This window comes from Azospirillum picis (assembly GCF_017876115.1).
Lineage (GTDB): Bacteria > Pseudomonadota > Alphaproteobacteria > Azospirillales > Azospirillaceae > Azospirillum > Azospirillum picis.
The window spans coordinates 493,055-515,162 of the sequence record NZ_JAGINO010000002.1; the positions used below are offsets into that span (position 1 = coordinate 493,055).

21 protein-coding genes are annotated in these 22,108 nt (G+C 70.0%); 9 read left to right on the plus strand and 12 right to left on the minus strand.

The features are described 5' to 3' along the window. Nucleotides 1–32: 32 nt before the first annotated feature. The 5 genes from nifU to nifW all read left to right on the plus strand — a co-directional run bounded on the left by nifU (nucleotide 33) and on the right by nifW (nucleotide 4,774). A complete protein-coding gene (gene nifU / locus J2850_RS04755) occupies nucleotides 33–956 on the plus strand; it encodes a Fe-S cluster assembly protein NifU (protein WP_209979253.1) in 924 nt (307 codons plus the stop codon). Nucleotides 957–969: 13 nt separating this feature from the next. Next, nucleotides 970–2,175: a cysteine desulfurase NifS gene (gene nifS, locus J2850_RS04760; protein WP_209979255.1), complete on the plus strand. Its 1,206-nt coding sequence runs from the start codon at nucleotides 970–972 to the stop codon at nucleotides 2,173–2,175. A gap of 142 nt (nucleotides 2,176–2,317) precedes the next feature. Continuing rightward, the gene (nifV, locus tag J2850_RS04765) at nucleotides 2,318–3,493 is read left to right on the plus strand and encodes a homocitrate synthase (RefSeq protein WP_209979258.1); all 1,176 of its coding nucleotides are present in this window, start codon (nucleotides 2,318–2,320) and stop codon (nucleotides 3,491–3,493) included. 44 nt (nucleotides 3,494–3,537) lie between these two features. Further along, on the plus strand, nucleotides 3,538–4,425 hold the full coding sequence (gene cysE, locus J2850_RS04770; protein ID WP_209979259.1) for a serine O-acetyltransferase: 888 nt from the start codon (nucleotides 3,538–3,540) through the stop codon (nucleotides 4,423–4,425). Nucleotides 4,426–4,438: 13 nt separating this feature from the next. Then, on the plus strand, nucleotides 4,439–4,774 hold the full coding sequence (gene nifW, locus J2850_RS04775; RefSeq protein ID WP_209979261.1) for a nitrogenase-stabilizing/protective protein NifW: 336 nt from the start codon (nucleotides 4,439–4,441) through the stop codon (nucleotides 4,772–4,774). A 173-nt stretch (nucleotides 4,775–4,947) separates the two neighbouring features. On the opposite strand, the gene J2850_RS04780 is transcribed toward nifW, so the two are convergent. Continuing rightward, a complete protein-coding gene (locus J2850_RS04780) occupies nucleotides 4,948–5,250 on the minus strand; it encodes a hypothetical protein (protein WP_209979263.1) in 303 nt (100 codons plus the stop codon). Nucleotides 5,251–5,568: 318 nt separating this feature from the next. On the opposite strand from J2850_RS04780, the gene J2850_RS04785 reads away from it, so the two are divergent. Beyond that, entirely contained in the window at nucleotides 5,569–5,979 is a 411-nt protein-coding gene (locus tag J2850_RS04785; RefSeq protein ID WP_209979265.1) for a response regulator, read from the plus strand. Nucleotides 5,980–6,103: 124 nt separating this feature from the next. Here the strand turns inward: J2850_RS04785 and J2850_RS04790 are convergent, their stop codons facing one another. From J2850_RS04790 to J2850_RS04810, 5 genes are all read right to left on the minus strand, one after another. Beyond that, a complete protein-coding gene (locus J2850_RS04790) occupies nucleotides 6,104–6,397 on the minus strand; it encodes a ferredoxin family protein (protein ID WP_209979267.1) in 294 nt (97 codons plus the stop codon). Then, the gene (locus J2850_RS04795) at nucleotides 6,394–7,695 is read right to left on the minus strand and encodes an FAD-dependent monooxygenase (protein ID WP_209979269.1); all 1,302 of its coding nucleotides are present in this window, start codon (nucleotides 7,693–7,695) and stop codon (nucleotides 6,394–6,396) included. The genes J2850_RS04790 and J2850_RS04795 overlap by 4 nt, the downstream gene beginning before the upstream one ends. Before the next feature lie 28 nt (nucleotides 7,696–7,723). Beyond that, a complete protein-coding gene (locus tag J2850_RS04800; RefSeq protein WP_209979271.1) occupies nucleotides 7,724–8,803 on the minus strand; it encodes an electron transfer flavoprotein subunit alpha/FixB family protein in 1,080 nt (359 codons plus the stop codon). Nucleotides 8,804–8,828: 25 nt separating this feature from the next. Beyond that, complete coding sequence (locus tag J2850_RS04805; protein ID WP_209979273.1) at nucleotides 8,829–9,680, minus strand: electron transfer flavoprotein subunit beta/FixA family protein; 852 nt, start codon at nucleotides 9,678–9,680, stop codon at nucleotides 8,829–8,831. Nucleotides 9,681–9,937: 257 nt separating this feature from the next. Further along, a complete protein-coding gene (locus tag J2850_RS04810) occupies nucleotides 9,938–12,967 on the minus strand; it encodes a hybrid sensor histidine kinase/response regulator (RefSeq protein ID WP_209979275.1) in 3,030 nt (1,009 codons plus the stop codon). Between the two features lie 194 nt (nucleotides 12,968–13,161). Here J2850_RS04810 and J2850_RS04815 point away from each other — a divergent pair, with 194 nt between their 5' ends. Further along, on the plus strand, nucleotides 13,162–14,007 hold the full coding sequence (locus tag J2850_RS04815; RefSeq protein WP_209979277.1) for a BglII/BstYI family type II restriction endonuclease: 846 nt from the start codon (nucleotides 13,162–13,164) through the stop codon (nucleotides 14,005–14,007). 37 nt (nucleotides 14,008–14,044) lie between these two features. Here J2850_RS04815 and J2850_RS04820 read toward each other — a convergent pair whose 3' ends face one another. The 4 genes from J2850_RS04820 to J2850_RS04835 are packed head-to-tail and all read right to left on the minus strand — an operon-like array spanning nucleotide 14,045 to nucleotide 17,940. Further along, nucleotides 14,045–14,716 carry a LysE family translocator gene (locus J2850_RS04820; protein WP_209979279.1) on the minus strand — a complete coding sequence of 224 codons (672 nt, stop codon included), beginning with the start codon at nucleotides 14,714–14,716 and terminating at the stop codon, nucleotides 14,045–14,047. Between the two features lie 46 nt (nucleotides 14,717–14,762). Beyond that, entirely contained in the window at nucleotides 14,763–15,659 is an 897-nt protein-coding gene (locus tag J2850_RS04825; RefSeq protein WP_209979281.1) for an LpxL/LpxP family acyltransferase, read from the minus strand. Next, the gene (gene lpxK / locus J2850_RS04830; RefSeq protein WP_209979283.1) at nucleotides 15,643–16,641 is read right to left on the minus strand and encodes a tetraacyldisaccharide 4'-kinase; all 999 of its coding nucleotides are present in this window, start codon (nucleotides 16,639–16,641) and stop codon (nucleotides 15,643–15,645) included. Before lpxK ends, J2850_RS04825 begins: the two co-directional genes overlap by 17 nt. A gap of 12 nt (nucleotides 16,642–16,653) precedes the next feature. After that, entirely contained in the window at nucleotides 16,654–17,940 is a 1,287-nt protein-coding gene (locus tag J2850_RS04835) for a 3-deoxy-D-manno-octulosonic acid transferase (RefSeq protein WP_209979285.1), read from the minus strand. A 255-nt stretch (nucleotides 17,941–18,195) separates the two neighbouring features. Here J2850_RS04835 and J2850_RS04840 point away from each other — a divergent pair, with 255 nt between their 5' ends. After that, nucleotides 18,196–19,011 carry a YoaK family protein gene (locus J2850_RS04840; protein WP_209979287.1) on the plus strand — a complete coding sequence of 272 codons (816 nt, stop codon included), beginning with the start codon at nucleotides 18,196–18,198 and terminating at the stop codon, nucleotides 19,009–19,011. Here the strand turns inward: J2850_RS04840 and J2850_RS04845 are convergent. Both J2850_RS04845 and J2850_RS04850 read right to left on the minus strand, forming a co-directional pair. Continuing rightward, nucleotides 18,994–19,992, minus strand: coding sequence for a glycosyltransferase family 4 protein (locus tag J2850_RS04845; protein ID WP_209979289.1), 999 nt, complete (start codon nucleotides 19,990–19,992; stop codon nucleotides 18,994–18,996). The two genes, J2850_RS04840 and J2850_RS04845, sit on opposite strands and share 18 nt — an antisense overlap. Continuing rightward, nucleotides 19,989–20,822 carry a UDP-2,3-diacylglucosamine diphosphatase gene (locus J2850_RS04850; RefSeq protein WP_209979291.1) on the minus strand — a complete coding sequence of 278 codons (834 nt, stop codon included), beginning with the start codon at nucleotides 20,820–20,822 and terminating at the stop codon, nucleotides 19,989–19,991. The genes J2850_RS04845 and J2850_RS04850 overlap by 4 nt, the downstream gene beginning before the upstream one ends. A 232-nt stretch (nucleotides 20,823–21,054) precedes the next feature. Between J2850_RS04850 and J2850_RS04855 the strand changes: the two genes are divergently transcribed. Further along, nucleotides 21,055–22,071: a diacylglycerol/lipid kinase family protein gene (locus J2850_RS04855; protein ID WP_307353987.1), complete on the plus strand. Its 1,017-nt coding sequence runs from the start codon at nucleotides 21,055–21,057 to the stop codon at nucleotides 22,069–22,071. The last annotated feature ends 37 nt before the right edge of the window (nucleotides 22,072–22,108 follow it).

Below are 22,108 nucleotides of genomic sequence, written 5' to 3' on the forward strand. Positions count from 1 at the left end.
AGGCGCGCCCCCCACGGAAAGGCAGCAGCGACATGTGGAACTACACCGACAAGGTCAAGGAACACTTCTTCAACCCGAAGAACTCCGGTGTCCTGGACAGCGCCAACGCGGTCGGCGAGGTCGGCTCCATCACCTGCGGCGACGCGCTGCGTCTGATGCTGAAGGTCGATCCCGATACGCAGGTCATCCAGGACGCGAAGTTCCAGACCTTCGGCTGCGGCTCGGCCATCGCCTCCAGCTCGGCCCTGACCGAGATGATCATCGGCAAGACGGTGGACGAGGCGCTGACGCTGACCAACCGCGACATCGCCGAGTATCTGGGCGGCCTGCCGCCGGAGAAGATGCACTGCTCGGTGATGGGGGCGGAGGCGCTGCGCGCCGCCATCGCCAACTACAAGGGCGAGGCCTGGGAGGACGACCACGAGGAAGGCGAGCTGGTCTGCAAGTGCTTCGGCGTCGACGCCGCGATGATCGAGCGCGCGGTGACGGTCAACGGCCTGACCACGCTGGAGGAGGTCACCCACTACACCAAGGCCGGCGGCTCCTGCCAGACCTGCCACGAGAAGATCGAGGAGGTGCTGGAGCAGGTGCTGGCCAGGACCGGCGCCCTCAAGCCGGCGGCGAAGCATGCGCCCGGCACCGTCGGCCTCGACGCCATCAAGCCGCTGCAGCCGAAGGCGGAGCCGGCGGCTGCGGCCAGGCTGACCAACGTCCAGCGCATGCAGGCCATCATGACCGCCATCGAGGAGATGCGGCCCCAGATCCAGCGCGACGGCGGCGACGTCGAACTGGTCGACATCGACGGCAAGGACATCTACGTGCGCCTGACCGGCGCCTGCTCCGGCTGTTCGCAGTCGGCCGGCACGATGATGGGCGTGCAGATGAAGCTGGTCGAGGCGCTCGGCGAGTTCGTGCGGGTCAAGCCCGCCTCGCTGATGCCGGCCCATGCGGTCTGAGGAGGACCTCGCGATGAACCAGGGCATCTATCTCGACAACAACGCCACCACCCGCGTCGACCCGGAGGTGCTCCAGGAGATGCTGCCGTTGTTCACCGAGCATTTCGGCAACGCGTCTTCGATGCACGGCTTCGGCGCCGCGGTGGGCGGCAAGATCGAATGGGCGCGCAAGCAGATCCAGGCCCTGCTGGGTGCCGCCCACGACAGCGAGATCGTCTTCACCTCCGGTGGCACGGAAAGCGACAACACCGCCGTCCTGTCGGCGCTGGAGGCCTACCCGAAGAAACGCGAGATCGTCACCAGCGTGGTCGAGCATCCCGGCGTGCTGTCGCTCTGCGAGTACCTGGAGAAGAAGCGCGGCTACACCGTCCACCGCATCCCGGTCGACGGCAGGGGCAACCTCGACATGGACGCCTACCGGGCGGCCCTGTCCGACCGGGTCGCCATCGTCTCCATCATGTGGGCCAACAACGAAACCGGGACGATCTTCCCGGTGGAGGAACTGGCACGGCTGGCCAAGGCCGCCGGGGCCGTCTTCCACACCGACGCGGTGCAGGCGGTCGGCAAGATCCCGATGAAGCTCGCCGACAGCTCCATCGACATGCTGTCGCTGTCCGGGCACAAGCTGCACGCTCCCAAGGGCATCGGCGCGCTCTACGTCAAGCGCGGCCTGCGCTTCCGCCCGATGCTGCGCGGCGGCCACCAGGAGCGCTCGCGCCGCGCCGGCACCGAGAACGCGCCCGGCATCGTCGGGCTGGGGGCCGCCGCCCAACTGGCGCTGCTCCACATGGGCGACGAGAACAGCCGGGTGCGGGCGCTGCGCGACAAGCTGGAGCGGGCGATCCTGGCGGCGGTGCCCGCCTGCTTCGTCACCGGCAACCCGGACGACCGCCTGCCCAACACCGCCAACATCGCCTTCGAGTACATCGAGGGCGAGGCGATCCTGCTGCTGCTGAACGAGGCCGGCATCGCCGCGTCCTCCGGCTCCGCCTGCACCTCGGGCTCGCTGGAGCCCAGCCACGTCATGCGCGCCATGGGCGTGTCCTACACCGCCGCCCACGGGGCAACCCGCTTCTCCCTGTCGCGCGAGACGACCGAGGAGGAGATCGACCGGGTCATCGCCGTGGTGCCGGACATCATCGCCAAGCTGCGCAGCCTGTCGCCCTACTGGCAGCAGGACGCGGGCAAGCCCAAAGAGTTCGCGCCCGTCTATTCGTAACACCGGAATCGCAGGCCGGGTTCGGGTGCCCGTCCCGGCACCCCGCCCGACGACACCCCGTCGGGGCGGGTCCCCGGCCCGGCCTGCGACACCCTCGGGGAGCGCCCGCGTGGGGCCGCCCCCTCTCAGGAAGGTGCCCTCCATGCCCTCCCGTACCGTCCTCATCAACGACACCACCCTGCGCGACGGCGAGCAGACCGCCGGTGTCGCCTTCACGCTCGACGAGAAGATCGCCATCGCCCGCGCGCTCGACGAGGCGGGGGTGCCGGAGCAGGAGATCGGCATCCCGGCCATGGGCGAGGAGGAGCGCGAGGGCATCCGCGCCGTCGCCGCGCTCGGGCTGAAGGGGCGCCTGATGGTGTGGTGCCGCATGCACGACGCCGATCTCAAGGCGGCGCTGTCCTGCGGGGTCGGCTTCGTCAACCTGTCGATGCCGGTGTCCGACATCCACATCACCAAAAAGCTGAAGCGCAGCCGCGCCTGGGCGCTGGCCGAGATTGGGCGCATGGTCCGCCGGGCCCGCGACCACGGGCTGGAGGTCAGCGTCGGCGGCGAGGATTCCTCCCGCGCCGACACGGATTTCCTAGTCGCCGCCGCCACCGCGGCGCAGGCCGCCGGCGCCCGCCGCTTCCGCTTCGCCGACACGCTCGGCGTGCTCGACCCCTTCCAGACGCGCGCCTGCATCGAGCGGCTCCGACGGGCCACGGACCTAGAGATCGAGATCCACGCCCACGACGACCTCGGCCTCGCCAACGCCAACTCGCTGGCCGCCGTGCTGGGCGGCGCGACCCACGTCAACACCACGGTGAACGGGCTGGGCGAGCGCGCCGGCAACGCCCCGCTGGAGGAGGTGGTGGTGTCGCTCAAGCACCTCTACCACATCGACAGCGGGGTGCGGACGCAGTCGCTGGGGATCATCTCCGATCTGGTCGAGCGGGCGTCGAACCGCCCGGTCGCCGTCAACAAGTCGATCGTCGGCGCCGCCGTCTTCACGCACGAGGCCGGCATCCATGTCGACGGGCTGCTGCGCGACCGCGCCACCTACCAGACTTTCGACCCGGCCGAGGTCGGGCGCGAGCACCGCATCGTGCTGGGCAAGCATTCCGGCACCGCGGCGGTGAAGCTGGCCTATGAACGGCTGGGCATCGCCTGCGACGACGCGGCGGCGCATCTGGTGCTGCCGCGCGTCCGGTCGCTCGCCACCCGGGCCAAGCGGCCACCGACGGCCGACGAGTTGCGCGCCTTCCTGGAGGCCGCGGCCAGCGTGGCGGCCTCTGCGGCGGCCTCTGCGGCGGCCACCACGCTGGCCACCGCGTGACCCCGCCCGCACCGCCAATGAACCCGGACCAGGAGGGCGCAGGCATGGCAGCGATCGACACCGACCCGGTGGACCGGGGCACGTCGGAACGGCCCGGCATTGCCGCCCTGCTGCGCGAGGATGTCCGCTGCGTCTTCGACCGCGATCCGGCGGCCCGCGGCCTGTGGGACGTGCTGACCTGCTATCCCGGAATCCATGCGCTGATGATGCACCGCATCGCCAATGCGGCGTGGCGGCGCGGGGTGCGCTGGCCGGCGCGCTTCCTGTCCTATGTCGCCAGGGCGGTGACCAACATCGACATCCATCCCGGCGCCAGCATCGGCCGCCGCTTCTTCATCGATCATGGCGCCGGCGTGGTGATCGGCGAAACCGCGGAGATCGGCAACGACGTGACGCTGTATCACGGGGTCACGCTGGGGGGCACCTCCTGGACCAAGGGCAAGCGGCACCCGACGCTGGCGGACGGGGTGCTGGTCGGGGCCGGCGCCAAGATCCTCGGCCCGATCACCGTCGGGTGCAACGCGCGTGTCGGCGCCAACTCCGTGGTGACCAAGCCGGTGCCGGCCGGCATGACCGTGGTCGGGATCCCCGGCCGCGTGGTGCGGCCCGACACCCAGCGCCACCTCTCCGAGCACGGCATCGACCTGGAACATCACCTGATGCCCGATCCGGTCGGCAAGGCCATCGCCTGCCTGATCGATCACATCAACCGCATCGAGGCCCGGCTCGACGCCCGTCCAGTTCCGGTCCCGGTCCCACTCCAAGCCCCGGTCCCCATCGGCGGCTTGTCACAATTCAACAACAAAAATATCAGTGATCCCGAGTTTCGGCTGAGCGATATAGGTCTGCACGGTGTCGCCTGCGAATCCTGCGGCAACATCTGCGACCAGGAGGGCCGCGGCCCCACTCCGTCCACCCAGCAGCACGCGTGAGGAGCCTTTCGCGATGAGCGATTTCACCGAAGACCTCGACGACCTGGAAACCGCGGAAGACTTCCTGCGCTTCTTCCACGTCACCTACGACCAGCGGGTGGTGAACGTGAACCGGCTGCACATCCTCCAGCGCTTCCACGACTATCTCTCCGCCGACAGCGGGATGGAGGGCCTGGACGGCGAGGGGATGTCGACGCGCTACCGCATCCACCTGGAACGGGCCTACCTGGACTTCGTCACCTCCAGCGCCATCGCCGAAAAGACCTTCAAGGTCCACAAGGAGGAAGCGCGCAAGATGGCCGACCGCTTCGTTCCGCTGGACAGCCTGCTGGGCTCCCCTGTCGCCTGAGCGCCGCCCGCCGCCTCACGGCGGCGGATGACGGGCGCGGGACGCCGGGCACGGGCGGAGAAGGCGGCGGGACCAAGCGGAAGGGGCGCCGGCAAGCCGACACCAGACCGGCGGGCGCCCCGTTTCCCGCTATGCCGGCAGACGCCTCGACCGGCGGGCCGGCGGGGCCGCGGTCAGTGGATCTTCCGCTCGTTCACGCCGCCGTCGCGGCGATAGACATGGACGTGGTAGGCGGCCATCGGATTCTCGTCGAGATAGCGCAGCAGTTCCTGCTCCTTGCGCGGCGTGGCGTCGCGGATCAGCACCTGCCAGGCCGGCTCCATCGTCGCCCGCATGGTCTCGTCATGGGGGAGCATGATGAAGCCGGCCCATTCCGGGTCGAAATCCGCCAGATAGCTCTTGGCATAATGCTTCATCATCGTGGCGTCGTTGACGTTGACGCTTTCCATGTTCTCGAAGCAGACACGCAGGTCCATCGCCGGTCTCCTCACGAAAAGTGGCGCGACCCCGCCGCCCCGGAATGCTCGGCACGGGGGACGGGACCGCGGCGTTCACACCTGAAAAACAGCCATGAGCCAGAGATGGTGCGGTCGCCCTCGCGAAAACAAGGGCCGGGTCCCGCACGTAAAAGGCACCACGGCCCGTGGAATGGCGTCAGCCATGTCCGGCGGCACGACGATGGTCATGACCCATGTGTGGAATGCAGACCGCACCATTGGTTATAAACCGACATTTTTGGGGTTCGTCCAGGCGACCGCTTCTGTAAAATCGCTGTGACAGCTACCGCCGGACCCATGAAGAACGACTCCGCGCCTTCCGCGAACCAGCCGCTTCGCATCCTGATCGTCGAAGATGAAAGCCTTGCCGCCATGGCCCTGGAAGAGGTGCTGGGCATGCTGGGCTTCACCGTCGTCGGCACTGAGGACAACGCCGCCGATGCGATCGAGGCGGCCGAACGGCTGCGCCCGGACGTCATCATGATGGACATCCGCCTGCGCGGCCAGCGCGACGGCATCGACGCCGCGGCGGCCATTCGCAGCCGGACCGGCATCCGCTGCATCTTCACCTCCGCCTTCGGCGACCCGGAGACGCGCCACCGCGCCGCCGACTGCCACCCTCTCGCCTTCGTCCGCAAACCCTATGTCCCGGCGGAGCTGCAGCGCGCGCTGGACCAGGCTGCGGCGATGTCGAAGACGGACGAATGACCACCCTGCCCTGAAGACGGGAAAACCCCCGCAGCGCGCCGCGCGGGGGTTTTCGGGAGGGTCATCCACACCGGGACAGGCGCGACGGCACAGACTCGTTGGGCCGGGACTCGCCGCCGCGCGCTCAGCCGAACTTGTAGCTGATGCCGTAGCCGCCGCGGGGATAATCCCAGGCGATGTTGCCCTTGTCCTGGCAGACCACCCGGCAGGTGCCGCATTCCAGGCAGCCGTCGGTCACCAGCGTCACGCCGCCGGTCTCGTTCCTGCTGTAGCAGGCGGCCGGGCAGCAGACGGTGCAGGCTTGGCTGTCGCAGCTCTTGCAGACGTCGGCATTCCTGATCTGGATATGCGGCCGGCTCTCGTCGACGATGTAGCGGTTCTGATAGAGCTTCTCCTCGACCTTCACCATGATGCTCATCGCACGGCCCTCACCAGCTTGATTGCGTCACCGACCAGCCCCATCACCGAGCGGCGCTTGATGAAGGACTTCATGATCTCCTTCTCCTTCGACTTCTTGTCGACGCTGTCCACGGTGAACCAGTTATGGGCCGCCGCGGTGATTTCGTCGGGATAGGCGCCGAAGAACTGCTTGTTGCCGTGCATGATGCCGGGCAGCTCTCGGTATTTCTTGAGGTCCTTCATGATGAAGCTGTCGTCCAGCTTCTTCTTGTAGGCCGCGAGGTTGGCGGCGCTGTAGGGCCTGCCGGCCTGGTGGAGCCCGATCACCGTCTCCGCCGCCATCCGGCCCGACGCCATGGCGAGGTTGGACCCCTCGCGGTGGGCGGCGTTGTTGAAATGGGCCGCGTCGCCGACCACCATCCAGCCGTCGCCGTAGAGCTGCGGGACCGCCTTGTAGCCGCCTTCCGGGATCATGTGGGCGGCATATTCCTTCATCTCGGCGCCTTCGATCAGCGGCTTGATGACGGGGTGGTTCTTCAGGTCCTCCAGCATCCGGTAGGGCGGGCAGGAGCCGGTCTTGAAGTCGGAGATCAGGCAGCCGATGCCGATCGTGAGCGATTCCTTGTTGGTGTAGAGGAAGGCGGTGCCGACCATCCCCTTGGTCACCTTGCCCATGATCTCGATGACGACGCCTTCCTCCTCCTTGATGCCGAAGCGCTGCTGGATCAGCTCCGGGTCGATGAAGAGGATCTCCTTGACCGCCAGCGCCACGTTTTCCGGTGCCGCTTCCGCCTGCATGCCGGCGCGCTTGGCGAGCAGCGCGTTGACGCCGTCGGCCATGATGACGACGTCGGCGTGGATTTCCCCGCCCTCGCGGTCGGTGCGCACCCCGGTCACCCTGCCCGAGGCGTCGCGGATCAGCTCGGTGACCGTGGTTTCGCAGATCTGCAGGCCGCCGACCTTGCGGATGCGCTCCGCCCACCATTTGTCGATGTTGGCGCGGATGATGGTGTAGCGGTTCGGCGCGTCTGTGTTGAAGCCCTCGGAGCGGTAGTTGGTGCCGACATAGCTGTCGTCGCCCAGCAGCCAGACCCGCTGCTCGATGATGTGGCGCTCGGTCGGGCAATCGTCCCGGAAATCCGGGATGATCTTCTCCAGCTCATGCGAATACATGATGCCGCCCTGGACGTTCTTGGCGCCGGGATATTCGCCGCGCTCAAGCTGAAGCACCTTCAGCCCCTGCTTGGCCAGCGTATAGGTGGCGGCGTTGCCGGATGGACCGGCACCGATGACGATGGCGTCGAACTTTTCGACCATGTCGACAGGCTCCCTTCCCGTCCGGCGGTCAGCCGGCCATGCGGTTGACGGAGAGGCGGCGACCGAAGGCGTCGGTCAGCGCCGGCAGGATGGTCAGCGCGTCGCCGACCAGCCCGAGATGGGCGAAGTCGAAGATCGTCGCGTTGGGATCGGTGTTGATCGCCAGGATCAGGTCCGACTTCTCCATGCCCACCCGGTGCTGGATGGCGCCTGAGATGCCGGCGGCGATGTAGAGTTTCGGCCGCACCGTCTTGCCGGTCTGCCCCACCTGGCGATCGTTCGTGGCCCAGCCGGCCTGGACCAGCGGCCGGGTCACCCCGACCTCGCCGCCCAGCACCCTGGCCAGGTCGAAGACCAGCTTCATGTTCTCGACCTTGCCCAGCCCCTTGCCGGCCGACACGATGATGTCGGCGAAGGCGAGCTGCGCTTCGCTCTGCTCGCGGTCGGCGATGAAGGTGAGGACCTTGGTGACGATGTCCTCCTCGCGCAGATCCGGCCTGATCTCGATGACGCGGCCGCTGCGGGCGTCGTCACGCTCCGGCATCGCCATGACGCGCGGACGCACCGTCGCCATCTGCGGCCTGTAGGCCAGGGTCTGGATGGTGCACAGCAGCGTGCCGCCGAAGGTCGGCCGGGTGGCGGCCAGCGAGCGGTTGTCGGCGTAGATGTCCAGCTCGGTGCAATCGGCGGTCAGGCCGGTCGCCAGCGTGGTGGCGATGGCGCCGGCCAAGTCGCGGCCCAGCGTGGTGGCGCCCAGCAGCACGATCTCCGGCTTGTGGGTGTTCACCACGTCGGTCATGACGCGGCAATAGGGATCGGTGCGGTAGTCGGCCAGCGCCGGATCGGTCACCTTGTAGACGATGTCGGCACCAAAGCCGATGGCATCGCCGCAGATGCGGTCCAGGGCGGGGCTGTCGGCGCCCAGCACCACGGCGCCGACCTCCACCCCCAGCTTGTCGGCCAGCTTGCGGGCCTCGCCCAGCAGTTCCAGCGACACGGAATGGACGATGCCGCGCTCCTGCTCCACGATCACCCAGACGTTCTGGTAAACCTTCAGGTGGTCGGGAAGCTGGAACTTGCGGCCCTGGGGCTTGCTCGGTTCGCTCATCGTCGGGTCTCCCGCGGATGGATCGTCAAAGCCCGGCCGCGGCGCGGGCGAGCAAGTCGTCGGCCAGCTTCGGCTGGGCGCCGAAGATGGCGTCGATGGCGGCGGCGGCCTGCGCATCGGGGGTGTCGGCCTCGGCCTGGATCATCTTCGCCTTCTCGGCGCGCGGCTTCGGCACGAAGACCTTCGACACCACGGTCGGCGAGCCCTTCAGGCCGACGCGGCCCTCCTCGGCGCCGGTGACGTCGCGGCTCCAGGTCTTCAGCTCGTAGCGGGCGGCGCGGAACAGGTCGTCCATCCGGCCGAAGCGGATGGTGTTGGTGCCTTCCAGCATGGTGATCATGCAGGGCAGCCTGGTCTTCAGCACCTGCACGCCGCCTTCGGACCGGCGCTGCACCACGATCTCCTTCGAGGCGAGATCCAGATCCTCGATCTTCGTGATGTAGGTGAGCTGCTCGAAGCCGAGGCGGGTGGCGATGCCGGGGCCGACCTGGGCGGTGTCGCCGTCGACCGTCTGCTTGCCGCAGAAGACGATGTCGACCGGGTCCTCCTCCGCCAGCTTGCGGATGGCGGAAGTCAGGGCATAGGAGGTCGCCAGCGTGTCGGATCCGGCGAACTTGCGGTCGGTCAGCAGGACGGCGTCGTCGGCGCCCAGCGACAGGGCCTTGCGCAGCGAGGTCTCCGCCATCGGCGGCCCCATCGTCAGCACGGTGACCCGGGCGCCCACCCTGTCCTTCAGCCGCAGCGCCTCTTCCAGCGAGAACAGGTCGAAGGGGTTGATGATGGCGGGCACGCCCTGCCGCATGATCGTGTTGGTCACGGGATGGATGCGGATCTGGGCGCTGTCCGGCACCTGCTTGATACAGACGACGATGTGCATCCCGCTCTCCTTGACTGTCGCTGGACTGTGACGACCCCATGGGTGACGCCCGCATGGGGCCGGCGCCGGGCCGTTGGGTAGCCCAGTGAGAGCAAGCGTCGTGCCAGCCGGTCGGGGAGAGCTTATCCCCTTCATTTAACAGCGATTTTCCGGGTCGCGAAAGCGCCGTCGGCTTGTCGCAAAGGCGACAAGCCGACGGGCATGTCGGGTTCGCTACAGCTCCGCCCGCCAGCGGTGCGGGGACGGCGCGGCCCGCCTCAGGCCGGGCCGGTCTGCGCGGCGATGTGGTCGACGACGCGGTCCAGCTCCGCCGCCACCCGGGCGACCATCGGCGCGATGCCGTCGTGCTGCTGGTCGATCATCGCGAGTTCCACCGCCTCGGCGGCGGCGGCGAGATCGCGGGCGCCGACGGTGCGCGACGATCCCACCAGCTTGTGCGCGGCCTGCCGCACCTCGTCCCAGCGCGCGCTGGCGAATGCGTCGTTAAGCCATTGGTTCGAGGCGCGATTGGAGGTGACGAACTCTCCCAGCAGATGGCGCACGAAGTCGGCATCGCCCTCGAACAGCGAGGTCAGCCCGCTGAGGTCGAGCGGCGGCAGTTGGGCGGGCGGAAGGAGGTCCCGGCCACCGTCGGCACCGGCACCGGCACCGGCACCGGCCGTCCCGTCGCCCGCATCCGGCAGGAAGCGGTCGAGCACGCGGCGCAGGTCGGCGAGGCTGACCGGCTTGGCCAGGGCATCGTCCATGCCGGCCGCCAGGCACTGCTGCCTCTCGTTCTCCGTCGCGTTGGCGGTGATCGCGACGATCGGCAGCCGCCCGCCCGCCCCCGCCGTCTCCGCGGCGCGGATGGTGCGGGCCAGTTCGAGCCCGTCCATCTCCGGCATCTGGCAATCGGTGAGCAACAGGCCAAAACCGCCGGCCCGCAAGCGCGCCAGCGCCTGGACGCCGTCCTCGACGATCTCCATGGCATGGCCGAGCAGCGTCAACTGGCGCCGGATCACTTGGCGGTTCGTCGGATGATCCTCGGCCACCAGGATCAGGCTGCCGCGCCCGCGCGCCTCCTCCACCGTGGGCAGGCGCTGGCGGCCGGCGTATGGTGCCGCCGGTTCCGGCTCACCGGGGATGGCCTGGCCGGCGCCCGGCCGGCCGGCGGCGGCCAACACGGCGCGCACCAAGGCGCCGCGCCGCACCGGACGGGGAACGACCATGGCCGCCGGCGCGGTCGGCACGGCCGCCCCCCCGGCGGACGAGTCGCCGATCCGGGCGTCCGGACCGATCAGGACGCAGCCGCGCACGCGGCCACGCGGGTCGGCGCCGAGGGCCGCGGTATCGGTCCCGACGGTGGCCACCAGCACGTCGCAGGCGGCATTCGGCAACAGGGTGTCGAGGGCCGTGGCGGCGTCCGGCGCCTCGACGAGCTGGGCGCCGTCGCTGTTCAGGTAGCGGGCCAGGAACCCGCGCTCCTCGGCGTCCGCCGCCAGCAGCAGCACGGTGACCCCCTGCAACGGCGCCTGGGGGTCGGCCGGCTCCGGCGTCTCGGCCAGGAGATCGACGGCGACGGTGAACCAGAAGGTCGAACCGACGTCGGGCACGCTGGTGACGCCGATCTCGCCACCCATCAGCTCGGCCAGGCGCCGGCTGATCGACAACCCCAGCCCGGTACCGCCGAAGCGCCGGGTGATCGAGGATTCGGCCTGGGAGAAGGGCTGGAACAGGCGCGCCTGGACGTCGGCCGGGATGCCGATGCCGGTGTCGCTCACCGCGACCTTGATCATCACCCGCTCGCCGTCGAAATGCGCCGGTTCCACCCTCACGGTCACCTTGCCGGACTGGGTGAACTTCACGGCGTTGCCGGCGATGTTGAACAGGATCTGGCGGATGCGGACCGGATCGCCCAGCACGGTCGCCGGCAGGTCGGGATCGATGTAGGTGACCAGCGACAGCCCCTTGGCCCGGGCGCCTGGCGCCAGGGTGTCGGCCACCCCCTCGACCACGCCGGTCAGGGAGACCGGCACCCGCTCCAGGTCCAGCCGCCCGGCCTCGATCTTGGAGAAGTCGAGGATGTCGTTGATGATGGTCAGCAGGGCGCCGGCCGACTCCCGCACCACCCCCACAAGTTCGCGCTGGTCGCCGGTCAGCCCGGTGTGCTCCAGCAGTTCCAGCATGCCCTGGATGCCGTTCATCGGCGTGCGGATCTCGTGGCTCATGGTGGCCAGGAACAGGGACTTGGCCTGGTTCGCCGCCTCGGCCTCGCACCGCGCCGCCTCGGCGGCCTCGCGTGCCGCCACCAGGTCGCAGGTGCGCTCCGCCACCTGGCGCTCCAGGCTGCGGTTGAGTTCGGTCAGCTCCTCGTACAGGTGCACATTATCGAAGCCGATGGCGACCTTGGCGCAGAACACCTCGAGCAGGCGCCGCTCGTCGTCGCTGGGCGCGCGGTTGTGGCCGAGATAGACGGCGGTGTCGTGCCGGCGGGTGGCGGAGCGGAAGACCAGCACGCTGTGGGTGCGCTCATAGCGGCTGCGGCCGTCGGCCAGCGCCGACGATACCGCCGCCACCACCTCGGCCGGCAACGCGGCGGACAGCGCCATCCCCTCCGCCGCGGCATGGCGGCCGGCGCCGCCCAGCACCAGCGGCTCCACCGGCCCGGCATCGGCCAGCCGGCTCACCAGCGCCACCCCGTCGCCCGGCGGGCAGACCCCGACGATCTGCGCCACGGCATGGCGGACGAAGTCGGCCATCGTCCGCTTGCCGAGCAACGTCGAGGACGCCTCCAGGATGTGCTCCAGCCCCTCGCGGTGGTCCTCGATCGCGGTGATGTCCTGGTAGCCGCGCAAGGCCGCGACCACCGAGGTGAACAGCTTCTGCGCCGTCAGCTCGGTCTTCGACTTGTAGTCGTTGATGTCGTAGCTGAGGATGACGTCGCGTTCCGGCGCCTGTCCCGGCTGGCCGGTGCGCAGGATGATGCGGACCCGCCGGTTGTTCAGGTCGCTGCGGATGTAGCGGACCAGGCGCAGGCCGGCATCGTCGGACTCCATCACCACGTCCAGCAGGATGACGGCGACGGCCGGGTTGTCGCGCAGCAGCCCGCGCGCCTCGGCCGCGGAGGATGCCGACAGGAACTGCGCCGACCGTCCTTCGAAGGCAAAGCCGCGCAGGACCATCTTGGTGGTGGCGTGGATGGCCGGGTCATCGTCGACGATCAGGATCAGCCATGGCTCTGCCGGATCGGGCGTTTCCACCGTTTCGGCAGGCGGCTCCTCTTCGGCGAACAGGAATTCGTCGCTCATCACATCCCCCACGCGGCAGCCGCGCGGGAGCCGCGCTTTTTCCACCCTAGCGCGCGGGCCACCATATCATAGCTGCTCGACGGGCCGCCAGTTCGCCACTCGGCCGCCGCGCCGGAGCGGCCGCGGCGGAAAGGGTGGATTTGCCCGGCGGCAGCCGCCATGGTGGCGCCGTTTTCCATCGCGCGCGTGCCGTCATGAACCTGCTTGCCTGCCTCCACGACAAGGCCCCGGTGATCGAAGCCCGGGATTCCGACCTGGGCGACCTGTTCCCGCCGGGATTCCTCGACCTGTACGAGGTCCACAGCTACCGCAATGCCGCGCGCATCCTGGCCTACGCCTGCGCCCCGGAGTTCCGCGAGATCACCGAGCGGCTGATGGACTTCCGCATCCGCACCGAGGACATCGTGGCGTCGGGCGGCAACAAGTCGCAGATCGCCAAGTCGATGGAGCGGATGCTGAACCCGCTGGGCTGGAACGAGACGCGCATCCGCGGCGACCTGTTCATCAGCAAGATCATCGTCACGCACGAGGAGAAGCGCCGCGTCGCCGGCAAGAACCGCGGCCAGACGGTGACGGAGCAGCGCCAGCGCGAGGAGCTGTACAAGGTCAACGGCTTCATCGACGGCCACAAGATCGACTTCGTCAAGGACCGGGTGTCCTTCGACCTGGAATGGAACAGCAAGGACCAGACCTTCGACCGCGACCTCTACGCCGCCCGCACCTTCTACGAGTGCGGCATCATCAGCGCCGGCGTGCTGCTGACCCGCAGCGCCGAACTGATCCCGCTGTTCACCGAGATCGCGCGGCGGGTCGAGATGAAGAACTTCCAGAACAAGTACGGCGCCAGCACCACCTGGATGAAGAAGCTGCTCTACCGCCTGGACGCCGGCCGCGGCGGCGGCTGCCCGGTGCTGGCGCTCGGCATCCGCCCGGCCGCGGTGTCGGATTTCGAGGAGTGGAAGAACGCCCATCCGGTGATCCGGCAGGCCGCCACCTTCGACGTCGACACCGCCGCGGAGGACGAGGACGACCTGTGGTGACGATGGGGAGGGGAAAAGAAGGGAGGGAGAAAGGCCGTCAGGCGAACTTGCGGTCGGTCAGCAGCAGCCGCAGCGCGAAGCCGAGGAACAGGACGCCGGCGATGGCGTCCATCGCCGTGCGGACCCGCGGGCTGGCCAGGACGCGCCGCGCGGCGCCGGCGCTCAGCACCGCGATGCCGCACAGGTAGAGGCCGCCGACCACCGAGATGATGCTGCCCATCACGAAGGTCTGGAAAGCGACGTGGCCGAGCGCCGGGGCGATGAACTGCGGCACGAAGGCGAGCTGGAACAGGATCACCTTCGGGTTCAGCAGGTTGGTCAGCAACGCCTGGAGGAAGACGCGGCCCGCCCCGGCCGGAGCCTCGTCGGGTGCCGGTGCGGCCGGCGCCTGCCCGGCGGCGCGGCGGCTGCACCACACGCTCCACAGCGAGCGCAGGCCGATCCAGGCGAGATAGGCGCCGCCGGCATAGCGCAGCAGGTCGAACAGCGCCGCCGACGCCGCGATCAGCGCGGAGATGCCGGCGGCGGCCAGCAGCGCATGGAGCAGGTTGCCGACCGAGATGCCGAGGGTCGCCACCACCCCGGCCTGCCGCCCGTCGGCGACGCTGCGCGTCAACACCAGAAGGGAGTCCGGGCCGGGCGCCAGTACCAGCACGCCGACGGCGATCAGGTAGAGCTGCAGGAGATGGGGATCGAGCGGCAGGGACATGGCGGGACGGCCTTCGAGCGGGCGGAGGGGGCGCTGGAGGGTACGGTCAGTCGGGCCAGCGGCGGTGCAGCCAGAGCCATTGCGCCGGCCGGTCGCGGATCCAATCCTCCAGCAAGCGGTTCAGCCGTTCCATCACAATCCGGATGTCGGCGTTGCGGTCGCCGCTGGTCGGGTATTCCAACGGCGGCAGGACGGTGATGCGGAAGCGGGCGCCCTCCAGCCGTTCGGTGCGTGTCGGGCAGATCGGAATGCCCAGCTTCATGCCGAGGACGGCGGCGGCGGGAGCGGTCATGGCGTCGCGGCCGAAGAAGGGGACGGGGATGCCGTCGTTCATCTTCTGGTCGATCAGAAGCCCGACATGCCCGCCCCTGGTCAGGTGGCGCAGCAGGGTTCTGGCACCTTCCGGACCCTTGGGGATCTGGAGGTCGCTGGCGGCGCCGCGCAGCCTGAGCAGAAGATCGGCCACCATCGGGTTGTTCGGCGCGCGGTAGACCAGCGCCAGTTCCAGCCGGTGCAGCCGGGCGGCGGCCGGCTGCACCTCCCAGTTGGCAAGATGGCCGGACACCATGATGCCGGCCCGGCCGTCGTCGCGCAGGGCGTCGACATGCTCGATGCCGACCACCTCCACCCGCTCGCGGCCGATCTGCTCCAGATGCGGGTACTCGGCGATGGTGCGGCCGAGATTGTCCCACATCCCCTGCAGGATGGCGTCGATCTCCGCCGCCGGCTTCTCCGGGAAGGCGCGGACGAGATTGCGCCGCGCCTTGCGCTGGCCCGGCAGCCGCGGACCGACCGTCCGCCCGATCCAGCCGCCGAGCGCCGAGGCGCGGTCGAGCGGCAGCGACCGGAACAGCGCGTTGACGCCATGGGCCAGCGCCGCCTCCAGCGGATAGCCAACGCGGCGTGTCAGCCATCGCCGCAGCGGACTACGCGGCTTCGCCATGGGGTGTCCCTTTCAACGGCAATCGGTCCAGCAGCGCATCGAGCGCCCCCTCCTCCTCCCAGCGCACCGCGACCGGCAGCACGCCCACCCGCTCCCGCAGCGCCGCCGGCAGCCGCACGGCGTCCTTGGCGGTGGTGACCGGCAGCGCCCCATGCGCGGCGGCGCGGGCGAGGAGCGCCTCGATCTCGGCCGGGCGGAAGGGGTGATGGTCGGCGAAGGGCGCCCGCTCCACCACGCGGGCGCCGAGCGCCTCCAGGGTGGCGAAGAACTTCTCCGGCCGGCCGATGCCGGCGAAGGCCAGGACGTCACGCCCCGCCAGCGCCGCGGCGGCCCCGGCGTCGGGAACCAGGCGCGCCCGCAGGACGGGCCGGCCGCCAGCCAGCGCCGCGACCCCGCAGCGGTCCTCGCCGACGACCACCAGCGCATCGGTGCGGGCCAACCCGTCGGCCACCCGCTCACGCAGCGGGCCGGCGGGGACCAGCCGGCCGTTGCCGAAGCCGACGGCGCCGTCGGCGACGACCAGCGCCAGGTCCTTGCGCAGCGCCGGGTTCTGGAAGCCGTCGTCCATCACCACCGCGCCCGCCCCGGCCGCCGCCGCCCGCTCCGCCCCCGCCAGCCGGTCGCGCGCCACCCAGCAGGGGGCGGCGGCGGCCAGCAACAGCGCCTCGTCGCCGACGTCGGCGGCGCCTTGGCGGCGGGGGTCGACGCACAGCGGCCCGGCCTCCCGCCCGCCATGGCCGCGGGTCAGCGCATGGACGGCGACGCCGCGGCGGCGCAGCGCGGCGATCAGAGCCAGCCCGACCGGCGTCTTGCCGGCGCCGCCAGCCACCAGGTTGCCGACGCAGACCACCGGTATGCCCACCGGCCTCGGCACCGTGCCGGCGATCCGCCGCCGCCCGGCCCAGCCGTAGATCGCGCCGAGCGGCGCCAGCAGCGCCGCCGCCAGTCCGGGCGGCCGATACCAGAAGGCGGGGGTCTTCACCGGCAGTCCCCCTCAGGCGGCGGTCCGGATGCCGGCGGCGCCGAGCACCGGGTCCAGCGCCGCCAGCGCGCGGTCGACGATGCGCCGGTTGTCCGCCGTCACCTGCGCCGCCCCGGCGACCAGCCGTTCGCGGGCGCGGTCGTCGGTCAGCAGGCGGCGGGCCTCGCGGGTCAGCGCGGTGCCGTCGGCCACCGGCAGGGCGCCGCCGGCCGCCTCCAACTGGTGGGTGATCTCGTCGAAATTGAACATGTGCGGGCCGTAGAGCACGGCGCAGCCGAGCTGGGCCGGCTCCACCGGGTTCTGCCCGCCATGGGGAATGAAGGAGCCGCCCATGCACACCACCGGCGCGGTGCGGTAGAACAGCCCGAGTTCGCCCATGGTGTCGGCGACATAGACGTCATGGTCCCGCTCCGGCAGCAGCAGGCCGCCGGAGCGCTGGAGCACCGACAGGCCGCGCCCCCGCATCAGGGCGGCGATCGCCTCGCCGCGGTGGGCGTGGCGGGGGACGACGACGGTCAGCAGCCCCGGCAGGGCCGGGGCGAGGGCGGCATGGACGGCGGCGGCGATCTCGTCCTCGCCGGGATGCGAGCTGGCGAGCAGCCAGACCAGCCGGCCGTCGAGCGCCCGGCGCAGCGGCTCCATCGCGCCGTCCGCGGCGGGCGGCGGCTCGGCGGAGAATTTCAGGTTGCCGACGCTGGCGACGGCCGCCGCACCCAGCCGGCGCAGCCGCTCGGCATCGCCCTCGGTCTGTGCCAGCGTGACCTGGAAGGTGGCGAGCAGGCCGCCTACGAAGCCCGGCACGTTGCGCCAGCGGGTGAAGCTGCGCTCGGACATGCGGGCGTTGACCAGCGCCGCCGGGATGGAGCGGGCGCGGATGCCGGCCAGCAGGTTCGGCCAGATCTCGGACTCCATCCACAGGACGGCCTCGGGGCGCCAATGGTCGAGGAAGCGGTCCACCGCCCCCGGCAGGTCGACCGGGACATACTGGTGGACGGCGCGCGGCGGCAGGCGGCGGCCCATCAGCTCCGCCGAGGTGACGGTGCCGGTCGTCATCAGCACGGTCAGGTCGGGCGCCATGTCCAGCAGGCGGCCGATCAGCACCAGAACCGAGTTCGCCTCCCCGACGCTGGCGGCATGGACCCAGACCAGCGGGCCGGCCGGCCGCGGACGCGAGGGCATGCCGAACCGCTCCGCCTGGCGCGCGGGGTCTTCCTTGCCGGCGGCCCGGCGGCGGTCGAGGTAGAGGCGCACCGCCGGCCCGGCGACGGTCGTCAGGCCACGGTAGAGGGAGTGCAGCATCAAGACCCGAAACTGGAGACGGACGACAACGGGCGCGTTGCCGGTCCTCCCGATACGGAACCCCGGCAACGCGCCCGGCGGCACCTTAGCACGCGGCCGCCCTGCGGTGAGAGTGATTCAATCCCGGGCAAGAGCCGCCGCGGCCATGGCGGCGAAAGCGGCAGGCGATTGCCCTGCCGGCACAAGCGGCCGCATTGTCCCCGCCCCCGTTCTTCCGCTATCCTGGCGGCGTGATTTCCTGCCTTGCGGTGCAGCATGCCGGTGTCCTACCTCCGGGCGCTTTCGGAGAGCAAGCGGACCAGACGGGCCAACATTCATCTCGGCGTCTCGCTGGCCTTCGTCGCAGGGGCGGTCAATGCCGGCGGGCTGCTGGCTGTGCTGCAATACACCTCGCACATGACGGGCATCGTCTCGTCGCTGGCCGACAACCTGGTGCTGGGGAACCTGGCGGCGGTGACCGCCGGGCTGGCGTCGGTGGCCGCCTTCCTGGGGGGAGCGGCCTATTCGACCATCCTGATCAACTGGGGCCGCCATCACCGCACCCACAGCGCCTATGCCTACGCGCTGCTGTGGGAGGCGCTCCTGCTGCTGGGGTTCGGCCTGCTGGGCAACAGCCTGGACGGGCATCGCGCCCTGTTCACGCCGGCGACGGTGCTGCTCCTGTGCTTCATCATGGGATTGCAGAACGCCATCATCACCAAGATCTCCAACGCGGAGATCCGGACCACCCACATGACCGGCATCGTCACCGACATCGGGATCGAGCTGGGGAAGATGCTCTACATCAACCTGGGCGAGGAATCGGCGCGCTACAAGCCGGTGCGCGCCGACCGTTCCCGCCTGCGGCTGCTGGCCACCCTGCTGTCCGCCTTCTTCACCGGCGGGGCGCTGGGCGCCGCCGGCTTCAAGTATGTGGGTTACGTCACCACCGTCCCGCTCGCGCTGTTCCTGATCCTGCTCGCCATCGTCCCGCTGCTCGACGATCTGCGGACGCGCAGGCGGCTGCTGCTGCGCCACCGCGTCCGCCGGCGCGATGCCTACGGCCGCCACCCCTCAGGTGAACGGCCGTAGGTTCGACAGGAACTGCTCCGCCGAACGGCGCCAGGAATAGCCGAGCGCGTAATCGCGGCAGATCTCGCCGGGAATGGCGAGCGCCCCCGCGACGGCACGCCCGAGATCCTCGTCCAGGCAGCCGGCGCCGGAGCCGTCCACCACGTCCAGCGGCCCCGGCACCGGATAGGCCGCCACCGGCACGCCGGATGCCAGCGCCTCCAGCAGCACGAGACCGAAGGTGTCGGTGCGCGAGGGGAAGACGAAGACGTCGGCGGCGGCATAATGCTTGGCCAGTTCCTCGCCATGCCGGGCGCCGGCCCAATGGACGCCGGGATACCTGCGCTGAAGCTCCTCGCGCGCCGGGCCGTCGCCGACCACCACCTTGCTGCCGGGAAGGTCGAGGCGCAGGAAATCCTCCAGGTTCTTCTCCACGGCGACGCGGCCTACATACATCGACACCGGCCGCGGCAGGTCGAGGAAACCCTTGTCGCGCGGGCGGAACAGGTCGGTGTCCACCCCGCGGGTCCAGCGCCGGATGTTGGCGAAGCCCCGGCCCTTCAGCGCGTCCTCGATGGTCTGGGTCGCCACCATCACCGCCGAGGACGGCTTGTGGAAGCGGCGGACCACCGCATAGGACAGCGCCAGCGGGATCGGCGCGCGGTCGCGCACATATTCGGGAAAGCGGGTGTGGTAGGCGGTGGTGAAGGGCTTGCCCTGCTTCAGGCAGTAGGACCGTGCGGCGAAGCCGAGCGGCCCTTCGGTGGCGATGTGGATGCAGTCCGGCCGCATGCCCTCGATCATCGCCCACAGCCGGCGCTTCGCCCCCACCGCCAGCCGGATTTCCGGATATGTCGGCATCGGCAGGGTACGGAAGCGGTCGGGGCCGATCACCTCCACCGTATGGCCCATCGCCTCCAACTCGCGCCGGACAGTGCCGATGGTGCGCACGACGCCGTTCACCTGCGGGTGCCAGGCGTCGCTGACGATCAGGATGTTCACGCCGGCTCCCGCTCCTTCGCCGGTGCCGGCGCCGCCGCAGGCGCCGCACCGGGCCTGGGGGCGGCCGTGCGCTGCGCCATGACCTCCGCCCAGTGGATGATCTCCAGCGCGCCGCTGTGGTGCTCGACCAAGGCGGTGCAGGACTCGACCCAATCGCCGTCGTTGCAATAGAGTATTCCTTCGATGTCGCGCATCTCGGCGGTGTGGATGTGGCCGCAGACCACGCCGTCCACCTTGCGGCGGCGGGCCTCTTCGCCCAGGGCCTCTTCGTACTTGCCGATGAACTCGACCGCGGTCTTGGCCTTGTGCTTCAGGTAGGCCGACAGCGACCAGTAGCTGAAGCCCAGCCGGCGGCGCGCCCAGTTGAAGGCGGTGTTGACGTGCAGCAGCGTGACGTAGGCGTGGTCGCCGAGCAGGGCCAGCCACTTGGCGTAGCGCACCACGGCGTCGAACTTGTCGCCGTGGGTGATCAGCAGCCGGCGTCCGTCGGCGGTGGTGTGGATCCACTCGTCCACCACCTGCACGCCGCCGAACTGCAGCCCGGCATAGTCGCGCGCCGCCTCGTCGTGGTTGCCGGGGATGTAATAGACCTGCACGCCCTTGCGGGCGCGGCGCATGATCTTCTGCACGACGTCGTTGTGGGCCTGCGGCCAGTGCCAGGTCTTCTTCAGCCGCCAGCCGTCGACGATATCGCCGACCAGGAACAGGTGATCGGAGTCGGTGTGCTTCAGGAAATCGAGAAGCATCTCCGCCTGGCAACCGCGCGTTCCCAGATGAACGTCGGATATCCAGATGCTGCGGTAACGCTTGACCGTGGGGACGGCGTCCATCTTTCGCTCCGTCGTCGCCATGAACAGGCTCCATGACCGAAGTCATCAAGACGAGATCGGTATAAATGAAAGATACCTATCTTGACAATGCTTTGGGTGTGCCGCACCTATTCAGAACAGGATTCCGGCATATGTTCATATTTTTGCGTTTCTACTGAAATATACCCGCATCTTTTTATTCACGCTTCTGCAACAGAAGGCGCCGCACGCGCCGGTCAGGGAGAGCGAATCGGTGCGCGACCAGATCACGATCGAAACCGGAGCAGAGGATCGGCCAGCGGCGGGCGGGGCGGCGGCGGGCGCGGCGGCGGAAGACGGGACCGCGGGTGGAAAGGCGGATGGCTCCACCCCGCGGCGCTACCTGGTCATCCACAACCCGACCGCCGGCGGGCGGCGGGGGCGGCGCCTGCGCGCGGTGACCGCCCGGCTCGAACAGGCGGGCCTTGCCGTCACCATCCGCCCGACCGGCAGGCGCGGCGACGCGGAGTCCTTCGCCCGGGCCGTCCAGCCCGGTGAGTTCGACGCGGTGGTGGCGGCCGGCGGCGACGGCACCATCAACGAGGTCATCAACGGCCTGGCCGTCCATGCCGCCGCCGGCCGGCCGATGCCGCTGGGCATCGTGCCGATGGGCACCGCGAACGTGCTGGCCGCCGAACTCGGTCTGCCGATGGCCGCCGAGGGCATCGCCGCGGTTCTGGCCGACGGCCGGCAGCGCGACATCTGGCCGGCGCTGGCCAACGGCCGGGTGTTCTCGATGATGGCGGGCGCCGGGCTCGACGCGCGGGTGGTGGAGCGGGTCGACCCGCGGGTGAAGCGCGTGATCGGCACGGGCGCCTATGTGGCGGAAACCCTGGTGCAACTGGCGACGCGGCCGGATCACCGCTACCACGTCAGCATCGACGGCGGCCCGGCGGAAGAGGTGGCCTCGGTCATCGTCGCCAAGGGCCATTTCTACGGCGGCCGTTTCATCTGCGCGCCCGACGCCCGGCTGGCCGAGCCGCTGCTGCACGTCTGCCTGTTCCCGCGCGGCGGACGGCTGGCGGCGCTGCGCTATGTCTGGGGCGTCACCGCCGGCCGGCTGGCGCGCTTCCCCGACTACCGCGTGGTGACGGCGACGCGCGTGCGCATCGAGGGACCGGCCGGCGAGGGCCTGTTCGCCGACGCGGTGCAGGGCGACGGCGACGTGCTGGCGCGCCTGCCGGTGGAGATCGCGCTGGCGGGCTGGCGGCTGCCGGTGCTGGCGGGGTGAGACCTATAGCGGGGTGGCGGCAGTCCTTCCGAACAAG

Excerpts from the sequence above, each read along its gene's own strand:
- nifU (WP_209979253.1), top strand. The coding sequence starts at position 33 with ATGTGGAACTACACCGACAAGGTCAAGGAACACTTCTTCAACCCGAAG.
- nifS (WP_209979255.1), top strand. The coding sequence starts at position 970 with ATGAACCAGGGCATCTATCTCGACAACAACGCCACCACCCGCGTCGAC.
- nifV (WP_209979258.1), top strand. The coding sequence starts at position 2,318 with ATGCCCTCCCGTACCGTCCTCATCAACGACACCACCCTGCGCGACGGC.
- cysE (WP_209979259.1), top strand. The coding sequence starts at position 3,538 with ATGGCAGCGATCGACACCGACCCGGTGGACCGGGGCACGTCGGAACGG.
- nifW (WP_209979261.1), top strand. The coding sequence starts at position 4,439 with ATGAGCGATTTCACCGAAGACCTCGACGACCTGGAAACCGCGGAAGAC.
- J2850_RS04780 (WP_209979263.1), bottom strand. The coding sequence starts at position 5,250 with ATGGACCTGCGTGTCTGCTTCGAGAACATGGAAAGCGTCAACGTCAAC.
- J2850_RS04785 (WP_209979265.1), top strand. The coding sequence starts at position 5,569 with ATGAAGAACGACTCCGCGCCTTCCGCGAACCAGCCGCTTCGCATCCTG.
- J2850_RS04790 (WP_209979267.1), bottom strand. The coding sequence starts at position 6,397 with ATGAGCATCATGGTGAAGGTCGAGGAGAAGCTCTATCAGAACCGCTAC.
- J2850_RS04795 (WP_209979269.1), bottom strand. The coding sequence starts at position 7,695 with ATGGTCGAAAAGTTCGACGCCATCGTCATCGGTGCCGGTCCATCCGGC.
- J2850_RS04800 (WP_209979271.1), bottom strand. The coding sequence starts at position 8,803 with ATGAGCGAACCGAGCAAGCCCCAGGGCCGCAAGTTCCAGCTTCCCGAC.
- J2850_RS04805 (WP_209979273.1), bottom strand. The coding sequence starts at position 9,680 with ATGCACATCGTCGTCTGTATCAAGCAGGTGCCGGACAGCGCCCAGATC.
- J2850_RS04810 (WP_209979275.1), bottom strand. The coding sequence starts at position 12,967 with ATGAGCGACGAATTCCTGTTCGCCGAAGAGGAGCCGCCTGCCGAAACG.
- J2850_RS04815 (WP_209979277.1), top strand. The coding sequence starts at position 13,162 with ATGAACCTGCTTGCCTGCCTCCACGACAAGGCCCCGGTGATCGAAGCC.
- J2850_RS04820 (WP_209979279.1), bottom strand. The coding sequence starts at position 14,716 with ATGTCCCTGCCGCTCGATCCCCATCTCCTGCAGCTCTACCTGATCGCC.
- J2850_RS04825 (WP_209979281.1), bottom strand. The coding sequence starts at position 15,659 with ATGGCGAAGCCGCGTAGTCCGCTGCGGCGATGGCTGACACGCCGCGTT.
- J2850_RS04835 (WP_209979285.1), bottom strand. The coding sequence starts at position 17,940 with ATGCTGCACTCCCTCTACCGTGGCCTGACGACCGTCGCCGGGCCGGCG.
- J2850_RS04840 (WP_209979287.1), top strand. The coding sequence starts at position 18,196 with ATGCCGGTGTCCTACCTCCGGGCGCTTTCGGAGAGCAAGCGGACCAGA.
- J2850_RS04850 (WP_209979291.1), bottom strand. The coding sequence starts at position 20,822 with ATGGACGCCGTCCCCACGGTCAAGCGTTACCGCAGCATCTGGATATCC.